Here is a 19,506-nt window from a genome sequence, read left to right on the forward strand (position 1 = left end):
CCTGGGCCTGTTGCCTTGAGGGCGTCCAGAACTTCGGCATCTACGCGCATGTTCAGCGTTGGGCGCTTCGCCGCCACGGTCGGGCGGCCACGGCCTCGCTTGATAGTCGCGCCCGCCCAGTACGCAGCCACTGCGGCGGCGTCGTTGGGGTCGTAGGGCTCACTGTCGGGGGTGGACTGAATAGGCGCATCTTGTGCGGCCTCACGCTTGACACGCTTCCAATCGGTGCCCTTGTGCTCAGTGGGTTTCTTGCCAACTTGCATACAACTTCCTTTCCTGTTTCGATGCCCGGCGCAGTGAGATTGCGCGCACCTCGTTGGGCTTGCGCAGCACGTACACCAGTACCAGCACCACGCCTGCAACCTCCACCAGCGCCACATCCATCAGCCGGGTTTCGTCGTCCCTGGGAGATTCCAGCGTCAGCTTGTCCGGTGCGTTGAACAGCAGTGCCGCATCTGCCAGGGACAACCCATGCTTGTCAATGTTGGCGGCGTCCTTGTTGGGGTCAAAAGTAAAACGCATGGTCTCATTTATTGTATTGGCATTAATTCAGAGAATCAAGCATTACCCACGGCTTTTTTAAGTAGACCAATATTCAAAAAACGCCAAGTTTCCACAACAACCAACCAAGCCAGCGGATAAAAAAGTTGTGTTTCTTTTTTTCTTGCTGCGGTACCAATTCAGGGACGGCTTCGGTTTGGGTTAACTGAAGTCCCTGTTCATGGCTTGTTCCAGCTTCGCGCATCAAAGGGTAGGCCTCAATGATCGATGCATTCCAACAACTGCAAGGCTTCATGCGTGTTTGAGGGCAATCCCCCAGCGGTAGCCATGGCGACTTGGATGGGTCATACACACCAACAATTTGGGGCAGCTTTTCACAGCTTGACCACGGATTTGCATTGATCTGAATTTTTGCACCCTCAATCTGTCGCGCGTAATGAACCAGTTTTTGATACGACTGTTCACGCCGTTCGTAATCGTCTTTAAGTTCTTGCGCCTGCGCAAAGCCAGACTGCAAAACGATGTTCGACTTTCCACTATCGGTAATCACCGATATTGGCTTACCCTGCGTCAGCTCAGCAGCCTTGTCTGGTTCGTTGGCAGCAATGCGCTCAGCCAGCATTTGCTTATCGCCCGTCCTTGGTAGGTCGCATAGGACGCAGATCTCTTTTAACTTTGGAATCGTAAAAAGCTTTACTAATTTTTCGGGCAATGTCGCCTCTCGTGCCCAGCCCCGCTCAATCAACTGAGCCAATAACTCCTCAGACGGGTATCCGGTTTCATAGGTCCAATAGCCTTTTTCATCCCACAAAAAAGGGCTTGTCACCTGAAGCAACTTGCGCAATACGCGCACCTCGCCGAAGGTGAAATTTTCGCTTTTCGGCTCTTCCTCTTCAAATGCAACTGTGACAGCAACGACGGCCAAAGCTGTGGGGGTTTGCAGGTGTTTTTGACAGTTTTCAAGTAGCTGTTCCTCTTCCATTGACCCATCACCGCGCAGCACGAATTCACGATTGACACAGACGCAAGTCAGTTCGTCCGGGCAATCATCAGGATACAAGTTTGGAAGATCGTCGGTCAGATATACGCCGCAAAACGCCCCTTTCTTGGCGCAGAAAATGTCATGGCGCCCCCAAATTTTGAAACCAAGAATGAAGTCGTGAGATTTTGCGTTTGCAATATCACGCTTCAGATACTGTTTCATTTGCGCTCGGTGTTCGCGGCATGCGTCGTTGTTTTCGTCCATGTCCTGATAGTAAGCGCAGCGGTACAAAAAAAGCCCGGGGTAAACCGGGCTGTGAATCCGGCTTGCGCCAGAAGGGAGGTGACGGCCAGCCGCGAAGCCAACCGTCAAGCGCAAAAAACCTGGCGCGTCAAGCCACCCGCTGCAACGGTTTCCAGCGATGCAGCATCAGCTTTTTGGTTCGCATTCTGCCAAAAACGGGGAGCCAAAATTCAAAGCCCGGACGCGCATAACGTCCGGGCTTTTTCTTTGGCGTTACTATTTGCAAATGGCCTGCCATGTGCCAAATCCAAGCCTCCAACCTCTTTCAGAACCCATGCGCTCGCCTCCTCGTTCCCTTCCCTGGCTTGACACGGACGACCCCTTTCCGGGCGTGGAGACAGCGTGGGCAGAAAGCGACCCGGCGCCTGGCTTGCTTGCTGCCGGCCGCACCCTGAATGTGCCCACCTTGCGCCAGGCCTACGCGCAGGGCATCTTCCCCTGGTTCGGCGTTGATCAGCCGATTTTGTGGTGGAGCCCGGATCCGCGCATGGTGCTGCGCACGAAGGACTTCAGGCTGCACCGCTCGCTGCGCAAAAGTCTGTTGCGGTTTATTGGCACTGCCGGCCATGAGATCCGCTTTGACACAGCCTTTCTGGAGGTGATCCACGCCTGCGCAACCACGCCGCGCGACGGTCAAGCCGGTACCTGGATCGTACCGGACATGGTCAAGGCCTACACCGCGCTGCACCATGCCGGCCACGCGCACAGCATTGAGACCTGGATCAATGGGCAACTCGTCGGCGGACTTTATTGTGTGAACCTGGGCCGTATGGTCTTCGGCGAGTCGATGTTTGCAAACCAGACCGATGCCTCGAAAATTGCGCTGGCTGCATTGGTGGCCTTTTGCCGGGCTCAGGGCATGGCCATGATCGACTGTCAGCAAAACACCCGGCACCTGGCGTCGATGGGTGCGGCCGAAATGCCTCGCGCGGAATTTGTCGCCTACGTGGCCGACCAGGCGTTTCACCCACCGCCCGCGTGGGAGTTTGACGCCCTATACTGGGATCGATTATTGACGCCCATAACGCAGCATGACCTGACGACGTGACGCACCTCAAAGACTTGCCCCTCCAGGCGCTGCAGTTTTATGCCACAGCGCCCTATCCCTGCAGCTACCTGCCGGGCAGGCAGGCCCGCTCGCAAGTCGCCACGCCCAGCCACCTGATTCACAATGCGGCCTATTCGGAACTGGTGACCAATGGCTTTCGCCGCAGCGGCATGTTCACCTATCGCCCTTACTGCGATGGCTGCCAGGCATGTGTGCCCTTGCGCGTCCCTGTCGAGACCTTCCAGCCCGACCGCAGCCAGCGCCGCGCCTGGAAGCGCCACCAGTCGCTGCAGGTCCGGGTGCTGAAACTTTGCTTCATGCCCGAGCACTACGAGCTGTATTTGCGCTACCAGAACGGCCGCCATTCGGGCGGCGGCATGGACCATGACAGCGTGGACCAGTACACCCAGTTCCTTCTGCAAAGCCGCGTCAACTCCCGACTGGTGGAATTCCATGACACCTTGCCCAACGGCGAGGCTGGGGCGCTGAAGATGGTATCCATTCTTGACGTACTGGAAGACGGCGTGTCTGCGGTGTACACGTTTTACGAGCCGGATTCCCAGGCCAGTTACGGAAATTACAGCGTGCTCTGGCAGATTGAACAAGCCAGAGAGCTGGGCCTGCCCCATGTGTACCTCGGCTACTGGATCGCACAAAGCCCGAAGATGAACTACAAAGCCCGTTTTTTGCCGAACCAGATTCTGCACGATGGCGCTTGGGTCGCGCCCCCCGCACAAGACGAGGCCGAAGATCAGACCGCCTCTGGCTGAGCTGGCGCGGCGCAAGAGAACGCGGGGCCGCCGTAGTCGCCGACTTTTCACAGGGTAAAATTCAACAGACAAAACCTATGAAAAAACCTGACACCTTCGCGCTTTCCGCCAAACCCACTGTTCAGGTGATAGAGCGCATGTTCACCTTGCTGGAAATTCTGGCAACACGAGAAGAAGCCGTATCGCTCAAGGAAATCAGCGAGAAATCGGGCCTGCATCCATCCACAGCCCACCGCATCCTCAACGACCTCGCGACAGGCCGCTTTGTGGAACGCCCCGCCGCAGGCAACTACCGACTGGGTATGCGCCTGCTTGAGCTCGGCAACCTGGTGAAAGCGCGTTTGAGTGTCCGCGATGCCGCGTTGACGCCCATGCGTGAACTGCACAGGCTGACCCAGCAGCCAGTGAACCTGAGCATGCGCCAGGGCGACGAAATCATCTATGTGGAGCGGGCCTACAGCGAGCGCTCGGGCATGCAGGTGGTGCGAGCCATCGGAGGGCGGGCACCTTTGCACCTGACGTCGGTCGGGAAACTTTTTCTGGCCTTTGACGATCCGCAGCGCCTGCGCACCTACGCCACGCGAACCGGCCTGCCCGGCCAGACCAGAAACAGCATTACCCAATTGGCCATGCTAGAGCGCGAACTGTCGAAAGCGCGCCAGTACGGTATTGCCCGGGACAACGAGGAACTGGAGTTGGGGGTGCGCTGCATGGCCGCCGGGATTTACGACGATCAGAGCAAGCTGGTGGCCGGTCTGTCCATTTCGGCGCCGGCCGACAGGCTGGACGAAAGCTGGCTGCCAAAGCTCGAAGCGACCGCTCACGAAATTTCAGCTGCGCTTGGCTACAAGTCCGGAAATTTCAAGTAAAAACAGACTCCAGCCCTTGTGCAGCGGGCGATATAAGCCATCAATGAAGTAGCGCAGGGAGCCGGGTAGTGCGCTTGGTCAAGGGCCGGTCGCGACCCGTATGGGCGCCGGTTCAGCCGTTCGAATGACTGGCAACAGCGCTGATCTTGGGCACATTGACCGGCTGCGATTCAACCCAGCGACGCACGCGCTCGGCGTCGCCGAGGCGGCTCAGTTTGCCCGCCGAATCAAGGAACACCATGATCAATTTGCGGCCCGCAATTTTTGTCTGCATGACAAGGCACTGGCCAGCTTCCGAGATGTAGCCGGTTTTTTGCAGGCCGATGTCCCAGTCAGGGTTCTTCACCAACCGGTTGGTATTGTTGTACTGCAGGGTCTGGCTTCCCACCGCGACCTGGTAGCCGGTGGACGTGGACAACTCGCGAAGAACTGGATCGCCGTGCGCGGCGTTGACCAGGGTGGCCAGGTCCTGGGCACTGGACTGGTTCTGGCTGGACAAGCCAGTGGGCTCCACATAACGGGTGTCGCGCATGCCCAGCAGTTTGGCCTTGGCGTTCATCAGGTTGACAAACGAGGGCATGCCGCCGGGATAGGTACGGCCCAGCGCGTGTGCCGCGCGGTTTTCGCTGGACATCAGGGCCAGATGAAGCAACTCACCGCGGGTCAGGCTGGCGCCCACGCGAAGGCGCGAACGGCTGCCTTTTTCGGTGTCCACGTCGTCCTGGGTGATGGTGATGCTTTCGTCCATCGGCAACCGGGCGCCGCTGATGATCATGCCCGTCATCAGTTTGGTCAGTGAAGCGATGGGAAGCACCGCGTGGTCATTCTTGCTGAACAGGACTTCATGGGTGTCCTGGTCAATCACCAGCGCGACGCTGGACTTCAGGTCAAGCGGATCCTGCGCGCTGTGCAAGCCGGCAATTTGACCAAACGACTGGCGGACCGGGGTGGCCACCACCACCACGCTCCGGCTCGACTTGGCCACGAAACGGGCGCTCTTGCGGCTGGAAACAACTTTTTTGGAGACAACTTTCGCCGCATGCGCCTTTTTGACCACGGGGCGTTTTGCGGGTCCGGCCTCAGCGGAAGCCGGAAAAATCAACGCGACCGAGAAGGTAAGAAATCCAACGAGTTGTAAGCTGCGTTTGAATATCAGGTTCAGCGTGTGGGTCATTGATTCGCTCCAGTTGCATTTAAGTGCGATGCTGGAGTGTATACAAATAGAAAAAGTCACGCAATATCAATCATTTGCGCAACTTTCCTAAACGCAACAGTGAAGACAGCACGAATTTCGCTGCACAACCTGGTACCGACAACAAAATATTACTAAGTCCTTGATTTAAATGACATTTTTTCACCGGCATGCGCTCAACCCTGGGCAGCCACCCGGTCCGCCTTGTTTTGCAATTTGCTCAGGGCGCTCAAATAAGCTTTCGCTGAAGCCACCACAATGTCTGGGTCAGCACCCACGCCGTTGACGACGCGGCCGCTGTTTTGCAGACGCACTGTCACCTCGCCCTGGCTCTCTGTCGACCCACTGATCGCATTGACCGAATACAGCACCATCTCGGCGCCACTTTTCACGTGGGATTCAATGGCTTTGAGGGAGGCATCAACCGGGCCGTTCCCGTCTGACTCGCCCCTGAACTCCTTGCCGTCCACCGTGAAAACCACGCTGGCCTGAGGGCGTTCTCCGGTTTCGCTGTGCTGGGACAGGGAGACAAAGCCGTATTGCTCCTTTTCATGCGTCACGCTGTCGTCGCTGACCAGCGCAAGAATGTCTTCGTCGAAGATTTCACTCTTGCCGTCAGCCAGCTCCTTGAAGCGGGCAAACGCGGCGTTGGTGTCGGCTTCGCTGTCCATCTGGATGCCGAGGTCCTGCAGGCGCTGCTTGAATGCATTGCGGCCACTGAGTTTGCCCAGCACCATCTTGTTGGAGCTCCAGCCTACATCTTCGGCACGCATGATCTCGTAGGTTTCGCGCGCCTTGAGCATGCCGTCCTGGTGGATGCCCGAAGCATGTGCAAAGGCGTTGGCACCGACCACCGCCTTGTTCGGCTGCACCACAAAACCCGTGGTCTGGCTGACCATGCGGCTGGCAGCCACGATGTGCAGCGGGTCGATGTTCATGTCGAGATTGAAATAGTCGCGGCGTGTTTTCACGGCCATGACGATCTCTTCGAGCGAGCAGTTGCCGGCACGTTCACCCAAACCGTTGATCGTGCACTCGACCTGGCGCGCGCCGCCGATTTTGACCCCGGCCAGCGAGTTGGCAACCGCCATACCGAGGTCGTTGTGGCAATGCACGGACCAGATGGCCTTGTCGCTGTTGGGCACACGCTCTCGCAAGGTCTTGATGAAGTTGCCATACAGCTCGGGCACCGCGTAACCCACCGTGTCGGGCACATTGATGGTGGTTGCGCCTTCGGCAATCACGGCCTCCAGCACACGGCATAAAAAGTCCACGTCGCTGCGATAGCCGTCTTCCGGGCTGAACTCCACATCGGCCACCAGGTTGCGCGCAAACCGCACCGAGAGTTTGGCCTGCTCCAGCACCTGGTCCGGGCTCATGCGCAGCTTCTTTTCCATGTGCAGCGCGCTGGTCGCGATGAAGGTGTGGATGCGGGCGCTGTTGGCACCCTTGAGCGCTTCAGCGGCGCGCGATATGTCGCGATCATTGGCGCGCGACAGCGAGCAAATCGTGGCGTCCTTGATGGTGTTGGCAATCGCCTGAACCGCCTCAAAGTCTCCGTTGGAGCTCGCCGCAAAGCCGGCCTCGATCACATCAACCTTCAGGCGCTCCAGCTGGCGGGCGATGCGCACTTTTTCGTCACGCGTCATGGACGCGCCCGGCGATTGCTCGCCATCGCGCAAGGTGGTGTCAAAAATAATCAGTTTGTCGGTCATGGCTGGCTCCTGCTGCGTGCTCGCTGTCATTCGTTCGTAAAAAGGTCAACCCGCCATGTTAGCCGCGGCTGGCTGCGCTGTCCTGGCGCGCTGCAGCCCTGACACAATAGCCTTGAGCGACGCAGACACGATGTTGCCGTCCATGCCAACACCAAACAGGGTCTGGCCATTGATGCGAAGCTCCAGATACGCCACCGCCTGGGCTGCGGCGCCGGAGCCGATGGCATGTTCATGGTAGTCGAGCACGCGAACGGTCTGGCCTGTGGCGGCGGTGAGCCCGGCAACAAACGCATCAATGGGGCCGGTGCCCGCGCCCTCGACCTGGTGGCGCTTGCCATGCACCTGAACATCGGCCTTGATGTGAAAGGATTTGACGCCGGCGGCGACACGCTCCTCGATCACCAGTTGCTGTGGCGCCGGCACAGTCTGCACGCCGTATTCCTTTTCAAACAGCGCGAAAAGATCCTGCGCCGTCAACTCCTTGCCGGTCGCGTCCATCACGCCCTGTACCACCTGGCTGAATTCGATCTGCAGGCGGCGTGGAAGCTCCAGGCCAAACTCGCTTTCGAGCAGGTAGGCGATGCCGCCTTTGCCGGACTGGCTGTTCACGCGGATCACGGCTTCGTAACTGCGGCCCAGGTCCTTGGGATCAATCGGCAGATACGGCATGTCCCAAATATCTCCCTCCCTGCGCGCCGCGAAGGCCTTCTTGATCGCGTCCTGATGCGACCCTGAAAACGAGGTGTAGACCAGATCGCCCGCATAGGGGTGGCGCGGATGCACGGGCAACTGGTTGCAGTGCTCAACAGTGCGGCGGATCTCGTCGATTTCAGAAAAATCCAGCCCCGGCGACACGCCTTGGGTGTAGAGGTTGAGCGCGATGTTGACCAGGTCCACATTGCCCGTGCGCTCACCATTACCAAAGAGGCAGCCCTCGATGCGGTCGGCGCCTGCCATCAGTGCAAACTCGCCCGCCGCCGTGCCTGTGCCGCGGTCGTTGTGCGGGTGAACCGACAGCACGATCGCATCGCGTCGCGCCAGGTGGCGATGCATCCACTCCATCATGTCCGCAAAAATGTTGGGGGTTGAATGCTCGACCGTTGAAGGCAGGTTGATGATGCACTTGTGAGCTGGCGTCGGCGCCCAAACCTCAGTCACGGCGTCCACGACCCGTTTTGAGAACTCAAGTTCGGTCCCCGACCACATCTCCGGAGAGTACTGAAAGGTCCAGTTCGTGCCCGGCTGCTCAGCAGCCAGCTCGCGGAACAGGCGCGCATTGTCGGTCGCCAGTTTGACGATTTCGTCTTTGTTCATGCCAAGCACCACCCGGCGCATCACCGGCGCGGTGGCGTTATAGAGGTGAATAATCGCCCGGGGTGCCCCCTGCAGCGCTTCGAAGGTACGGCGGATCAGCGGCTCGCGGGCCTGAGTCAGGACCTGAATGGTGACATCGTCCGGGATCAGGCTTTCGTCAATGAGTCTGCGCAAAAAATCAAACTCGACCTGTGAAGCCGACGGAAAACCGACCTCGATTTCTTTGAAGCCAATCTTCACCAGCGTGTCAAACATTCTGAGCTTGCGCGCCATGTCCATGGGTTCGATCAACGCCTGGTTGCCGTCACGCAGGTCCACACTGCACCAGATGGGCGCCTGACGCAGTACCACGTCTGGCCAGCTGCGGTCAGCCAGGCGGACGGGAGGAAAAGACTGGTATTTACTCGAAGGTGTTTTCAACATGGTGATCTCGTCCGCTGTGACATTTCAAACCCAGCAACCCAAAGAAAAACGGCCCGTTGCTGGTGCAAACGGGCCGTTGAATTGGGTGCACGCGTGCGCGTTACCGTCTCCGCCCGTTGGCAGATAGCAGTAGCGCTAGCGAAATTTGGTTCATGGCTTGCAATGTATCACAAAATTTCAGCGGCACGCTACTTGTGAAGGCCGCGCTCATCCGGCTCGTCCGTGGAGGTCGAGATCACGCTGGTCTGCAAGCCTTTGGCCTTGCGCCAGCCATAAAGTACATAGCCGGAGAAACCGTAAATAACAAACAGGCCGAACATCACGGTGGGCGGATCGATGTTGATCACGGCGATACCCAGGGCAATCAGGACAATCACGGCGAACGGGACGCTTCGCTTGATGCTGAGGTCCTTGAAGCTGTAGAAAGGCACGTTGGTGACCATGGTCAGGCCGGCATAAAGCGTGAGCGCAAACATGAGCCAGCGCACCTCTTCACCACCCACGCCAGCTTCTTCCATCAACCAGATAAAACCCGCCACCAAAGCGGCCGCCGCCGGCGATGGCAGGCCCTGAAAGAAACGCTTGTCGACCACCGCCGTGTTGACATTGAAGCGCGCCAGCCTGAGTGCCGCGCAGGCACAGTAAACGAAGGCGGCAATCCAGCCCCAACGGCCCAGGCCAGTCAAGGCCCAGATGTAGGCCACCAGCGCCGGCGCTGCGCCAAACGACACCATGTCGGCCAATGAATCCATCTGCTCGCCAAAAGCACTTTGGGTGTTGGTCATTCGCGCGACGCGTCCATCGAGGCTGTCGAGCACCATAGCGGAAAAAACGCCGATCGCTGCTTGGTCGAAACGACCATTCATGGCCATCACAATGGCGTAAAACCCGCCAAAAAGCCCAGCCAGCGTGATCATGTTGGGCAGAAAGTAAATGCCCTTGCGTCGCTTGCGTGGAGCAACCTCTTCGGCGTCGATGTCAGGGTCGTGGCCATCATGCATGGAAGTTGCTCCGGGTTTCAGAAAAGGGAGTGCACCCAAAGTGCAGCGCAGAGAGTGATTCGGTCATGCTCAGAGGATACCAAACGGTCTCCTGCGGGAAACAAAAAAGCCGCGCAATTGTTTTGCGCGGCTTGAAGCTGAAGGTGACCGGGCCAGGTGAGACCCGGCAGCTTCGTCAGTTGCGGGTCTGGTCCACCAGCTTGTTTTTGGCAATCCAGGGCATCATGGCGCGGAGTTTTTCGCCCACGATCTCGATCTGGTGCTCGGAGTTCAGGCGGCGGCGGCTCAGCAGCGTCGGCGCACCGACACGGTTTTCGAGCAGGAAGCTCTTGGCGTATTCACCGGTCTGGATGTCCTTCAGGCACTTGCGCATGGCTTCTTTCGTGGCCGAGGTCACGATGTTCGGGCCAGTCACGTACTCGCCGTATTCGGCGTTGTTGGAGATCGAGTAGTTCATGTTGGCGATACCGCCTTCATAAATCAGGTCAACAATCAGCTTGAGCTCGTGCAGGCATTCGAAATAGGCCATTTCTGGCGCGTAGCCGGCTTCCACCAGCGTCTCGAAGCCCGCTTTGATCAGCTCGACCGTGCCGCCGCACAACACAGCTTGCTCGCCAAACAGGTCGGTTTCGGTTTCTTCGCGGAAATTGGTTTCGATGATGCCGGCCTTGCCACCACCATTGGCCATGGCGTAGCTCAGCGCCATATCACGCGCCTTGCCGCTCTTGTCCTGATGCACAGCGACCAGGTGTGGCACACCGCCGCCCTGGGTGTAGGTGTTGCGTACCGTGTGGCCGGGGGCCTTGGGCGCCACCATCCAGACGTCGAGGTCAGCGCGTGGAACAACGGCACCGTAGTGCACATTGAAACCGTGGGCAAACACCAGCGAAGCGCCCTGCTTGATGTTCGGAGCCACGTCGTTGGCATAAACCGAACCAATCTGCTCATCAGGCAGCAAAATCATCACGACATCCGCCGACTTGACCGCATCAGCGACTTCGGCGACCTTGAGGCCGGCTTTCTCGACCTTGGGCCAGGAAGCGCCGCCCTTGCGCAGGCCAACCACGACCTTGACGCCGCTGTCGTTCAGGTTTTGCGCGTGCGCATGGCCCTGGCTGCCGTAACCGATGATGGCGACGGTTTTGCCCTTGATCAGGCTCAGGTCGCAGTCTTTGTCGTAATAAACTTTCATTTCTCTCTCCGTAGATATCGTTGATGCTTCTGGCGAAAATGCCCCTCGACAGACCCAGGGCGAACGGTAAACACACATCGCCACTCCTTATCCGTTCGCGCCCCGCCTGTCGAAAACGCGCGAACGGACTGCTAAAACTCAGACTCTGAGAATCCTCTCGCCGCGGCCTATGCCGCTGGAGCCGGTGCGCACGGTTTCCAGAATCGCGCTGCGGTCAATCGCTTCCAGAAACGCATCGTTCTTGGACTGGTCGCCGGTGAGCTCGATGGTGTAGCTCTTCTCGGTCACGTCGATGATCCGGCCACGGAATATATCAGCCATGCGCTTCATTTCCTCGCGCTCCTTGCCGACAGCACGGACTTTGACCATCATCAATTCGCGCTCGGTGTAGGAGCCTTCGGTCAGGTCAACAACCTTGACGACTTCGATCAGGCGGTTCAGGTGCTTGGTGATCTGCTCGATCACGTCGTCAGAGCCGGTGGTCTGGATGGTCATGCGCGACAGGCTGGGATCCTCGGTCGGCGCGACGGTCAGACTTTCAATGTTGTAGCCGCGCGCAGAGAACAGGCCGACCACGCGGGAAAGAGCGCCGGGCTCGTTTTCCAGCAAAACTGCAATGATGTGTTTCATGTTGAGTGATTCCTCTTTTCGGTGCCCTCCCCCTCCGGCGGTAACCGGACGGCTTGGCAGCCAATAGATTCTTCGGATTTGTCATGCCGGACCCGATCCGGCTTTCATGCTGGTGAGCCAGCATGGGTTGCGGGTCAAGCCCGCAATGACAGGCTTTTGTTTACAGGTCTTCGGACCCCAGCAACATTTCGGTGATGCCCTTGCCGGCCTGCACCATCGGGAACACGTTCTCGGTGGGGTCGGTACGGAAGTCCATGAACACGGTGCGATCCTTGAGCTTGCGCGCCTCGCGCAACGCCGGCTCCACATCCTGCGGCTTTTCGATCAGCATGCCGACGTGGCCATAGGCCTCGGCCAGCTTGACGAAATTGGGCAACGCGTCCATGTAGCTACTGCTGTAACGGCCAGCGTACTCGACTTCCTGCCACTGGCGCACCATGCCCAGGTAGCGGTTGTTCAGCGACACGATCTTGATCGGCGTGTTGTACTGAAGGCAGGTCGACAGCTCCTGGATACACATCTGCACCGAGCCCTCGCCGGTGATGCAATAGACCTCGCTCTCCGGCTTGGCCAACTTGATGCCCATGGCATAGGGAATACCGACACCCATGGTGCCCAGGCCGCCAGAGTTGATCCAGCGGCGTGGTTCGTCGAACTTGTAGTACTGCGCCGCCCACATCTGGTGCTGGCCAACGTCGGACGTGATGTAGGTGTCGGCGTCCTTGGTCATGTTCCAGAGGGTTTCGACGACGTACTGCGGCTTGATCACATCGCCCTTGCCCATGCTGTACTTCATGCAGTCGCGCTTGCGCCAGCCTTCAATGGTTTCCCACCAACCGCCCAGCGCGTTGCCGTCGGGCTTGAGGCCGGACTCCCTGATCATCGCGATCAGTTCGGTCAGCACGTCTTTGACATCGCCAACGATGGGAATATCCACCTTGACACGTTTGGAGATGCTCGACGGGTCGATATCGATGTGGATGATCTTGCGTTCGTTTTGCGCAAAGTGTTTCGGGTTGCCGATCACGCGGTCGTCAAAACGCGCGCCGACGGCCAGCAGCACGTCGCAATGCTGCATCGCGTTGTTGGCTTCAATGGTGCCGTGCATGCCCAGCATGCCAAGAAACTTCTTGTCGCTGGCCGGATAGGCGCCCAGGCCCATCAGCGTGTTGGTGCAGGGGTAACCCAGCATGTCCACCAGCGTGCGCAGTTCTTGTGACGCATTGCTCAGCAACACGCCGCCGCCGGTGTAGATGTAGGGCCTTTTGGCCGTCATCAGCAGTTGCAGTGCCTTGCGGATCTGCCCGCCATGGCCCTTGCGCACCGGGTTGTAGGAGCGCATTTCAATGCTCTGCGGGTAGCCGGTGTACAGCGTCTTGTTAAAGGACACGTCCTTGGGGATGTCCACCACCACGGGGCCGGGCCGGCCGCTGCGGGCGATGTGAAAAGCCTTCTTCATGGTTTCAGCCATGTGGCGCACGTCTTTGACAAGAAAGTTGTGCTTGACGATGGGACGCGTGATGCCGACCGTGTCGCATTCCTGGAAAGCATCGAGGCCGATGGCGTGCGTGGGCACCTGGCCGGTGATGATCACCAGCGGGATGCTGTCCATGTAGGCCGTGGCAATGCCGGTGACGGCATTGGTCACGCCGGGACCAGAGGTCACCAGCGCCACACCGACCTCACCCGTGGCACGCGCATAACCGTCGGCCGCGTGCACCGCAGCCTGCTCATGGCGCACCAGAATGTGCTGGATGGTTTCCTGCTTGTAAAAAGCGTCGTAGATGTGCAGGACAGCGCCGCCCGGATAACCCCAGACATGCTTGACGCCTTCGGCTTGCAGCGCTTTCACGAGGATTTCCGCGCCGCGGAGTTCTTGGGGGTTTGAAGCGGCAGATGCTGCCGCTGCTGCCGAAGCGATTTCGGCCTTTGTGATTTCCATGATGAACCTTTGTGAATTTCTCTAACGAAATACCTTGGGTGCCGCTTCGCCCGCTCTTGTGGAGCAGCGTCGAGACTTGAGGCCAAAACCATGGGCGGAAACATAAACCGCCGGGTCATGACCCGTTTGCTATTTGAATTGCAAGAGGAATTATAGGGCACCAGCTGGCCAGCGACAGGCGCAAACACCAGTAAAGTGCAGTTGGAGTTCCTTTGGAGTGCGGCTGGCAAGGTGCTTGATGCGATAATTTTGCAGCCAGCAGCCCTCGCTGGCACACGTCTGTCGTGCCAGCCGCCCCAGAAAGCGTCCGGCAAACAAATAAAACAATGACAGTGCTGGGACAAACCTGAAATCAAAACCGTTGGCAACCGAACAAGAACTTTCTGACTTCCTGAAAAGCGTTGAAAAACGCGCTTTCAAGCGCAGCGTCTACCACGTCCGGGACGATGAGGCAGCGCTTGACATTGTTCAGGACAGCATGATGAAGCTGGCCCATCACTATGGTGACAAGCCCGCAGCCGAACTGCCCATGCTGTTCCAGCGCATTTTGTCCAATACCACGCTGGACTGGTTCCGCCGCCGCAAGACCCGCAACGCGCTGTTTTCCAATATGAGCGACTTTGAATCCGCCGGAGACGACGGAGATTTCGATCTGCTTGAAACTTTAGAGTCGTCCACCAGCTCAGAGGGAACTGAAAGTGCACAAGACGCAACCGAGCGGGCGCAAATCTTGCGGGAAATAGAGCTGGAGATCAAGGAACTGCCAGGCCGTCAACGAGAAGCCTTTCTCATGCGTTACTGGGAGGAAATGGATGTGGCCGAAACGGCTGCTGCCATGGGTTGCTCCGAAGGTAGCGTGAAAACGCATTGTTCGCGCGCAGTCCGTGCACTCAGCAAAGCTTTGGCCGCCAAGGGAATAACACTATGAATCGCTCACCGCAGTACCACACCGACATCCTGCAGGACCGCTATGGCCTGAAAGCCGCCGCCTACCTGTCTGCAGGCACCGCCGACCTGCCCTACGACATTTCCGAGCGCCTGCGCGCCGGGCGCGCCCAGGCGGTAGCAGCGCGAAAGATCGCCAAAGTGCAGACCATAGCCGTGACCGCCTCCGCTGGCGCGGGTTCAGTCCTGACTTGGGGTTCGGACGATGGTTTTGGCCTGTGGGGCCGGATCGGCTCAATACTGCCCCTGATCGCTCTGGTTGTGGGCTTGCTCGCCATCAATACCCTGCAAACCGACAGGCAGGTCCAGGAACTGGCCGAGGTGGACTCGGCCTTGTTGACCGACGATCTGCCGCCTGACGCGTATTCCGACCCCGGTTTTGTGCAATATCTCAAAACCACGCTTTGAGCCGGCCTCGGCGCGCCCCCTGAAGACCTCCTCCATGACTGTGTCAACGACTAACCGCCCCTTTCGCTCGGCTGACTTGCGCAAGGCCGCCTGCGTGCCGCTGGCAGGTCATCTGGCGCTGTCCCTGGCCCTGTTTGTTTCTGCGGGCGCCAGCGCCCAGACCGCGGCACTGGCCCCTGCTAAACCCGCAAAAACCATGGTTGCCCAGACCTCCTCCAGCCCGGCGTGGAGCGAACTGAACCCCGCGCAGCGCGACATTCTGCAGCCGCTGGCCCCCTCCTGGCCGTCGCTAAGCCGGAACCACAAGCGTAAATGGCTGGAAATGGCCAAAAGTTACCCCGCCCTGTCCGCTGAAGAGCAGGCAAAAATGCAGGGCCGCATGAAGGAATGGGTGGCCCTCAGTCCGCAGCAGCGGACCCAGGCCCGACTGAATTTCGCAAAAACCAAAGAGTTGTCCAAAGAACTGACGGCCGAAGAGAAAAAGGCCATGTGGGATACCTACCAGTCGCTCAGCAGCGAAGAAAAACAAAAGCTCGCTGACAAGGCGCCGCCCAAACCTGGGGGCGCGGCTCCGGCCTCCAAACCTGTGTCCCGGCAGAAGCTGGCCACCCTTCCGTCCCCTGCCGATCAGGCCAAGGCCAAAGCAGCGCCTAAAATTATGGTTTCGCAGCCGATTGACAACCCGCCTGGCACGGCCCCGGCGCCCAGCCCTGCTGCCGTGCAAGGCACGCCGCCGGTCCAGCCGCATTAGGTCCTGTGCCAGGACAAGGCCGGATTCACGGTCATTTCGTGCTGCGGCCCTTATCCGCCGTCACCTGGTCGCTACAAAATTGATAGTTCACGCCACCCCACACGTCATGACACCGTCCCTGCGCAGGCGCATGGCTTGCTGGCTTTACGAAGGCCTGCTGATGTTCGGTGTCGTTTTTATCGCCGGTTACCTGTTCGGCACGCTGAGCCAGACGCGCAATGCACTGGACAATCGCCACGTGCTGCAGGCCTTCCTGTTTGTGGTGTTCGGTATTTATTTCGTCTGGTTCTGGGCCAAAGGTCAGACCTTGGCCATGAAAACCTGGAACATCCGCGTGGTGGACCGTCTGGGCGCGCCCATCACCCAACAACGCGCCTTGCTGCGCTACGTGCTGAGCTGGCTGTGGTTTTTGCCGCCGCTGGTCATCAGTTGGCTGTTCGGCCTGCCCGGCAGGGAAGCCGCCGTCCTCGCCCTGGGTTGGGTGCCCATCTGGGCCATCCTGGCGCGCTTTCATCCGGACAGGCAGTTCTGGCATGACGCCATGGCCGGCACCCGGCTGGTGAGCAGCCTGCCGCCAGCGGCCCAGGCCAAGCCGGTTTGAGACCAGCCCGCCATGCCAGCCTCACGTCAAACTGCCACAGAGCGGCGCGACAATGGGCGCATGCCTGAACAAGTTTCTTCCCCCCTGCTTCATGCGGGTCAAACCGACATACCCGCCGCTCCGCCCGTGAATCCCCAGAAAGACCGCAAGGGCCTGAAGCGCGTCTGGCACGCACTGGGCTACTCGGTAGCCGGCCTGCGCGCAGGCTGGCAGGAAGCCGCCTTCCGCCAGGAGGCCATCGCCTCGCTGGTGCTGCTGCCCGCGGCTTTCTGGCTGGGCCGCAGCTGGGTTGAAACCGTGCTGCTGGCCGGCTCCGTCATCCTGGTGATGATCATCGAGCTGCTCAACACCGGCATAGAAACCGCCATCGACCGCATCGGCCCCGAGTGGCACGACCTGTCCAAACGCGCCAAGGACATGGGCAGCGCCGCCGTGCTGTTGAGTCTGCTGCTGTGCGCCGGTACCTGGGCGCTGGCGTTGTTCCACCGGTTGCTTGCATGACGCCGGCTTTTTCGATTTGCGTGTACTGCGGTTCGCGTCCGGGCGTGGACCCGCTCTTTGCCGACGCCGCGCGCCAGGTTGGCACCTGGATAGGCAGGCACGAGGGGCAACTGGTCTACGGCGGTGGCCGCAATGGCTTGATGGGCATCGTGGCTGACGCCACGCTGGCGGCCGGCGGGTGCGTGATTGGCGTGATTCCCAAGGCCCTGGTTGAAAAGGAATGGGCGCACACCGGTTGCACCGAGCTGCACATCGTGGACACCATGCATGAGCGCAAACGCATCATGGCCGAACACGCCGATGCCTTTTTGTCCCTGCCGGGCGGCATAGGCACGCTGGAAGAGTTTTTCGAGGTCTGGACCTGGCGCCAGCTCGGCTACCACGCCAAGCCGGTGGGCCTGCTCAACCTGAACGGTTATTACGACCATCTGCTGGCTTTTTTGCGCACGTCAGTGCAAAACGGCTTCATGAGCGACTGGCAGATGGAGCTGATCCATGTCGGCGTCGAGCCCGAGGCCTTGCTGAAGCAGCTGGTACAGGTCGCGGGCATGGCGCCCGAGGGCCAGCGGCTGGATCAGATTTAGCTCAGGGTCGGTGGAGGAATATCCGGGCCGGTTTTTCCGCCGGGCCGCCCCAAGGAAAAATGCGCCCCCTCGGGGGGCAGCGCATTACACGAAGTGAAAAGCGTGGGGGCCAGTAGGTTCAGACTGCAGATTCGTCCTCTTCCCCGGTACGGATACGCACCACACGCTCCACACTGGTGATGAAAATCTTGCCGTCGCCGATCTTGCCGGTGCGCGCGGCGCGCACGATGGCTTCAACGCAGCGGTCCACGTCTTCGGTTTTCACCACGACTTCGACCTTGACCTTGGGCAGGAAGTCCACGACATATTCAGCGCCTCGGTAGAGTTCGGTATGGCCTTTCTGGCGACCAAAACCCTTGACCTCGGTGACCGTCAGGCCAGTCACGCCGCACTCGGCCAGGGCTTCACGGACTTCTTCGAGTTTGAAGGGTTTGAGGACGGCGGTAATTTGTTTCACTGAATATCTCCGTTGGTTTTAAGTATTGTCATACAGCTCCGGAAGTGACCCCTTCCCAGCTCAGCCGGGGCTGCGGGAGTGGCTTCGCCAGACCGCAGGCGCAGCGGCCCCCTCGGGGGGCAGGGAGTTACGCGAAGCGAGCGACCGTGGGGGCCTCATTGCCGAAACTTATTGGTGACAGGATAGCGCCAATCCTTGCCGAAACTTCGGTGGCTAACCCGAATGCCTATGGGTGCCTGGCGGCGCTTGTACTCATTGATGCGGATCAGCCGGGTTACACGCTCAACGACGGCACGGTCAAACCCGGCGGCAATGATGCTTTCAATGCTTTCATCGTTTTCCATGTAGCGCTGCAAGATCGCATCCAGAATCTCGTAGGGCGGCAGGCTGTCCTGGTCGGTCTGGTCGGCGCGCAGCTCGGCGCTTGGCGGGCGCGTGATGATGCGCTCCGGAATCGGGTTGCTGCCGGTGCCGTAGGGGTCGTTCTCGTTGCGCCATTGTGCGAGCCGGAACACCGTGGTTTTCAGCAAGTCCTTGATGACCGCAAACCCGCCCGCCATGTCGCCATACAAGGTGCAGTAGCCGGTGGCCATCTCGCTCTTGTTGCCAGTGGTCAGCACAATGGAGCCAAACTTGTTGGACAGCGCCATCAAAAACACGCCGCGAATCCGCGCCTGAATGTTTTCTTCGGTGGTGTCTTCCGGCAGGCCCTTGAACTCACCGGCCAGCGATGCCTTGAAGGCTTCGAACTGCGGAATGATGGAAATCTCGTCGTAACGCACCTTCAAACGTGCCGCCATGTCACGGGCGTCTATCCAGGAGATATCGGCCGTGTAGGGTGAAGGCATCATCACCGTGCGCACCTTGTCGGCGCCCAGAGCATCCACCGCAATCGCCAGCACCAGCGCCGAATCGATGCCCCCCGACAGGCCCAGGATGGCGCCCGGAAACCCGTTTTTACCCAGGTAGTCACGTACGCCCAGCACCAGCGCGTCCCACAGGTCCGCCTCGGCGCTGCGCTCGGGCGCGACAGCTGCTACTATTTTTATAGCTGCCTGCGTCCGCTGCGCCTGGGCCACAAACAGATTTTCGCTGAAACTTTCGGCTCGACCGGCCAGTGTGCCGTCAGCCTGCAGGGCAAAGGAGTGGCCCTCAAAAACAATCTCGTCCTGCCCGCCCACCAGATGCGCGTACACCATGGGCAACCCCGTTGCCAGCACACGCTCGCGCATCATCAATTCCCGCTCACCGCCCTTGCCCACGTGGAAGGGCGAGGCATTGATGACCGCCAGCATTTCGGCGCCAGCTTCTTTGGCCAGCCGGGCCGGTTCTTCAAACCAGGCGTCCTCGCAGATCAGCAAGCCGATACGCACTGCG

At 59.3% G+C, this 19,506-nt stretch carries 21 protein-coding genes; 9 read left to right on the forward strand and 12 right to left on the reverse strand.

The features are described 5' to 3' along the window. From ACESMT_RS14015 to ACESMT_RS14025, 3 genes are all read right to left on the reverse strand, one after another. The coding region (locus tag ACESMT_RS14015; RefSeq protein WP_372827208.1) for a BrnA antitoxin family protein at positions 1-263 on the reverse strand (263 nt) is incomplete at its 3' end. Continuing rightward, positions 238-522: a BrnT family toxin gene (locus tag ACESMT_RS14020; protein WP_372827209.1), complete on the reverse strand. Its 285-nt coding sequence runs from the start codon at positions 520-522 to the stop codon at positions 238-240. The genes ACESMT_RS14015 and ACESMT_RS14020, both read right to left, overlap by 26 nt. Before the next feature lie 73 nt (positions 523-595). Next, positions 596-1,747: an SAP domain-containing protein gene (locus ACESMT_RS14025; RefSeq protein ID WP_372827210.1), complete on the reverse strand. Its 1,152-nt coding sequence runs from the start codon at positions 1,745-1,747 to the stop codon at positions 596-598. A 313-nt stretch (positions 1,748-2,060) separates the two neighbouring features. Here ACESMT_RS14025 and aat point away from each other — a divergent pair, with 313 nt between their 5' ends. The 3 genes from aat to ACESMT_RS14040 all read left to right on the forward strand — a co-directional run bounded on the left by aat (position 2,061) and on the right by ACESMT_RS14040 (position 4,473). Continuing rightward, a complete protein-coding gene (aat, locus tag ACESMT_RS14030) occupies positions 2,061-2,834 on the forward strand; it encodes a leucyl/phenylalanyl-tRNA--protein transferase (protein ID WP_372827211.1) in 774 nt (257 codons plus the stop codon). Then, positions 2,831-3,604, forward strand: a complete 774-nt coding sequence (locus ACESMT_RS14035; RefSeq protein WP_372827212.1) for an arginyltransferase — start codon at positions 2,831-2,833, stop codon at positions 3,602-3,604. The genes aat and ACESMT_RS14035 overlap by 4 nt, the downstream gene beginning before the upstream one ends. A gap of 77 nt (positions 3,605-3,681) precedes the next feature. Continuing rightward, entirely contained in the window at positions 3,682-4,473 is a 792-nt protein-coding gene (locus ACESMT_RS14040; RefSeq protein ID WP_372827213.1) for an IclR family transcriptional regulator, read from the forward strand. Positions 4,474-4,585: 112 nt separating this feature from the next. Here ACESMT_RS14040 and pbpG read toward each other — a convergent pair whose 3' ends face one another. From pbpG to ACESMT_RS14075, 7 genes are all read right to left on the reverse strand, one after another. Then, on the reverse strand, positions 4,586-5,647 hold the full coding sequence (pbpG, locus tag ACESMT_RS14045; protein WP_372827214.1) for a D-alanyl-D-alanine endopeptidase: 1,062 nt from the start codon (positions 5,645-5,647) through the stop codon (positions 4,586-4,588). A gap of 194 nt (positions 5,648-5,841) precedes the next feature. Continuing rightward, positions 5,842-7,380: a 2-isopropylmalate synthase gene (locus ACESMT_RS14050; RefSeq protein ID WP_372827215.1), complete on the reverse strand. Its 1,539-nt coding sequence runs from the start codon at positions 7,378-7,380 to the stop codon at positions 5,842-5,844. Positions 7,381-7,425: 45 nt separating this feature from the next. After that, the gene (leuA, locus tag ACESMT_RS14055) at positions 7,426-9,117 is read right to left on the reverse strand and encodes a 2-isopropylmalate synthase (protein ID WP_372827216.1); all 1,692 of its coding nucleotides are present in this window, start codon (positions 9,115-9,117) and stop codon (positions 7,426-7,428) included. Between the two features lie 188 nt (positions 9,118-9,305). Next, positions 9,306-10,118: a CDP-diacylglycerol--serine O-phosphatidyltransferase gene (gene pssA, locus ACESMT_RS14060; RefSeq protein WP_372827217.1), complete on the reverse strand. Its 813-nt coding sequence runs from the start codon at positions 10,116-10,118 to the stop codon at positions 9,306-9,308. 175 nt (positions 10,119-10,293) lie between these two features. After that, positions 10,294-11,310, reverse strand: coding sequence for a ketol-acid reductoisomerase (gene ilvC / locus ACESMT_RS14065; RefSeq protein ID WP_372827218.1), 1,017 nt, complete (start codon positions 11,308-11,310; stop codon positions 10,294-10,296). 138 nt (positions 11,311-11,448) lie between these two features. After that, the gene (gene ilvN, locus ACESMT_RS14070) at positions 11,449-11,940 is read right to left on the reverse strand and encodes an acetolactate synthase small subunit (RefSeq protein WP_011483239.1); all 492 of its coding nucleotides are present in this window, start codon (positions 11,938-11,940) and stop codon (positions 11,449-11,451) included. A 160-nt stretch (positions 11,941-12,100) separates the two neighbouring features. Further along, the gene (locus ACESMT_RS14075) at positions 12,101-13,882 is read right to left on the reverse strand and encodes an acetolactate synthase 3 catalytic subunit (RefSeq protein WP_372827219.1); all 1,782 of its coding nucleotides are present in this window, start codon (positions 13,880-13,882) and stop codon (positions 12,101-12,103) included. Between the two features lie 361 nt (positions 13,883-14,243). Between ACESMT_RS14075 and ACESMT_RS14080 the strand changes: the two genes are divergently transcribed. The 6 genes from ACESMT_RS14080 (at position 14,244) to ACESMT_RS14105 (ending at position 17,672) form a co-directional block, all read left to right on the forward strand. Beyond that, the gene (locus tag ACESMT_RS14080; RefSeq protein ID WP_372827220.1) at positions 14,244-14,810 is read left to right on the forward strand and encodes an RNA polymerase sigma factor; all 567 of its coding nucleotides are present in this window, start codon (positions 14,244-14,246) and stop codon (positions 14,808-14,810) included. Beyond that, positions 14,807-15,235, forward strand: a complete 429-nt coding sequence (locus tag ACESMT_RS14085; RefSeq protein WP_372827221.1) for a DUF3619 family protein — start codon at positions 14,807-14,809, stop codon at positions 15,233-15,235. Before ACESMT_RS14080 ends, ACESMT_RS14085 begins: the two co-directional genes overlap by 4 nt. Positions 15,236-15,269: 34 nt before the next feature. Continuing rightward, entirely contained in the window at positions 15,270-15,986 is a 717-nt protein-coding gene (locus ACESMT_RS14090) for a DUF3106 domain-containing protein (protein WP_372827222.1), read from the forward strand. 106 nt (positions 15,987-16,092) lie between these two features. Next, positions 16,093-16,587 carry an RDD family protein gene (locus ACESMT_RS14095; RefSeq protein WP_372827223.1) on the forward strand — a complete coding sequence of 165 codons (495 nt, stop codon included), beginning with the start codon at positions 16,093-16,095 and terminating at the stop codon, positions 16,585-16,587. A 60-nt stretch (positions 16,588-16,647) separates the two neighbouring features. Continuing rightward, positions 16,648-17,088: a diacylglycerol kinase gene (locus tag ACESMT_RS14100; RefSeq protein WP_372827224.1), complete on the forward strand. Its 441-nt coding sequence runs from the start codon at positions 16,648-16,650 to the stop codon at positions 17,086-17,088. Beyond that, positions 17,085-17,672, forward strand: coding sequence for a TIGR00730 family Rossman fold protein (locus ACESMT_RS14105; protein ID WP_372827225.1), 588 nt, complete (start codon positions 17,085-17,087; stop codon positions 17,670-17,672). The genes ACESMT_RS14100 and ACESMT_RS14105 overlap by 4 nt, the downstream gene beginning before the upstream one ends. A 118-nt stretch (positions 17,673-17,790) precedes the next feature. On the opposite strand, the gene ACESMT_RS14110 is transcribed toward ACESMT_RS14105, so the two are convergent. Then, the gene (locus ACESMT_RS14110; protein ID WP_372827226.1) at positions 17,791-18,129 is read right to left on the reverse strand and encodes a P-II family nitrogen regulator; all 339 of its coding nucleotides are present in this window, start codon (positions 18,127-18,129) and stop codon (positions 17,791-17,793) included. A gap of 155 nt (positions 18,130-18,284) precedes the next feature. Beyond that, the coding region (locus ACESMT_RS14115) for an NAD+ synthase (RefSeq protein ID WP_372827228.1) at positions 18,285-19,506 on the reverse strand (1,222 nt) is incomplete at its 5' end.

It is taken from the genome of Polaromonas sp., assembly GCF_041689105.1.
In the GTDB taxonomy this organism is placed as follows: Bacteria; Pseudomonadota; Gammaproteobacteria; order Burkholderiales; family Burkholderiaceae_C; genus Polaromonas.

Excerpts from the sequence above, each read along its gene's own strand:
- pssA (WP_372827217.1), bottom strand. The coding sequence starts at position 10,118 with ATGCATGATGGCCACGACCCTGACATCGACGCCGAAGAGGTTGCTCCA.
- ACESMT_RS14090 (WP_372827222.1), top strand. The coding sequence starts at position 15,270 with ATGACTGTGTCAACGACTAACCGCCCCTTTCGCTCGGCTGACTTGCGC.
- ACESMT_RS14095 (WP_372827223.1), top strand. The coding sequence starts at position 16,093 with ATGACACCGTCCCTGCGCAGGCGCATGGCTTGCTGGCTTTACGAAGGC.
- ACESMT_RS14025 (WP_372827210.1), bottom strand. The coding sequence starts at position 1,747 with ATGGACGAAAACAACGACGCATGCCGCGAACACCGAGCGCAAATGAAA.
- ACESMT_RS14020 (WP_372827209.1), bottom strand. The coding sequence starts at position 522 with ATGCGTTTTACTTTTGACCCCAACAAGGACGCCGCCAACATTGACAAG.
- ilvC (WP_372827218.1), bottom strand. The coding sequence starts at position 11,310 with ATGAAAGTTTATTACGACAAAGACTGCGACCTGAGCCTGATCAAGGGC.
- ACESMT_RS14085 (WP_372827221.1), top strand. The coding sequence starts at position 14,807 with ATGAATCGCTCACCGCAGTACCACACCGACATCCTGCAGGACCGCTAT.
- leuA (WP_372827216.1), bottom strand. The coding sequence starts at position 9,117 with ATGTTGAAAACACCTTCGAGTAAATACCAGTCTTTTCCTCCCGTCCGC.
- ACESMT_RS14100 (WP_372827224.1), top strand. The coding sequence starts at position 16,648 with ATGCCTGAACAAGTTTCTTCCCCCCTGCTTCATGCGGGTCAAACCGAC.
- pbpG (WP_372827214.1), bottom strand. The coding sequence starts at position 5,647 with ATGACCCACACGCTGAACCTGATATTCAAACGCAGCTTACAACTCGTT.
- ACESMT_RS14075 (WP_372827219.1), bottom strand. The coding sequence starts at position 13,882 with ATGGAAATCACAAAGGCCGAAATCGCTTCGGCAGCAGCGGCAGCATCT.
- ACESMT_RS14050 (WP_372827215.1), bottom strand. The coding sequence starts at position 7,380 with ATGACCGACAAACTGATTATTTTTGACACCACCTTGCGCGATGGCGAG.
- aat (WP_372827211.1), top strand. The coding sequence starts at position 2,061 with ATGCGCTCGCCTCCTCGTTCCCTTCCCTGGCTTGACACGGACGACCCC.
- ACESMT_RS14105 (WP_372827225.1), top strand. The coding sequence starts at position 17,085 with ATGACGCCGGCTTTTTCGATTTGCGTGTACTGCGGTTCGCGTCCGGGC.
- ilvN (WP_011483239.1), bottom strand. The coding sequence starts at position 11,940 with ATGAAACACATCATTGCAGTTTTGCTGGAAAACGAGCCCGGCGCTCTT.
- ACESMT_RS14040 (WP_372827213.1), top strand. The coding sequence starts at position 3,682 with ATGAAAAAACCTGACACCTTCGCGCTTTCCGCCAAACCCACTGTTCAG.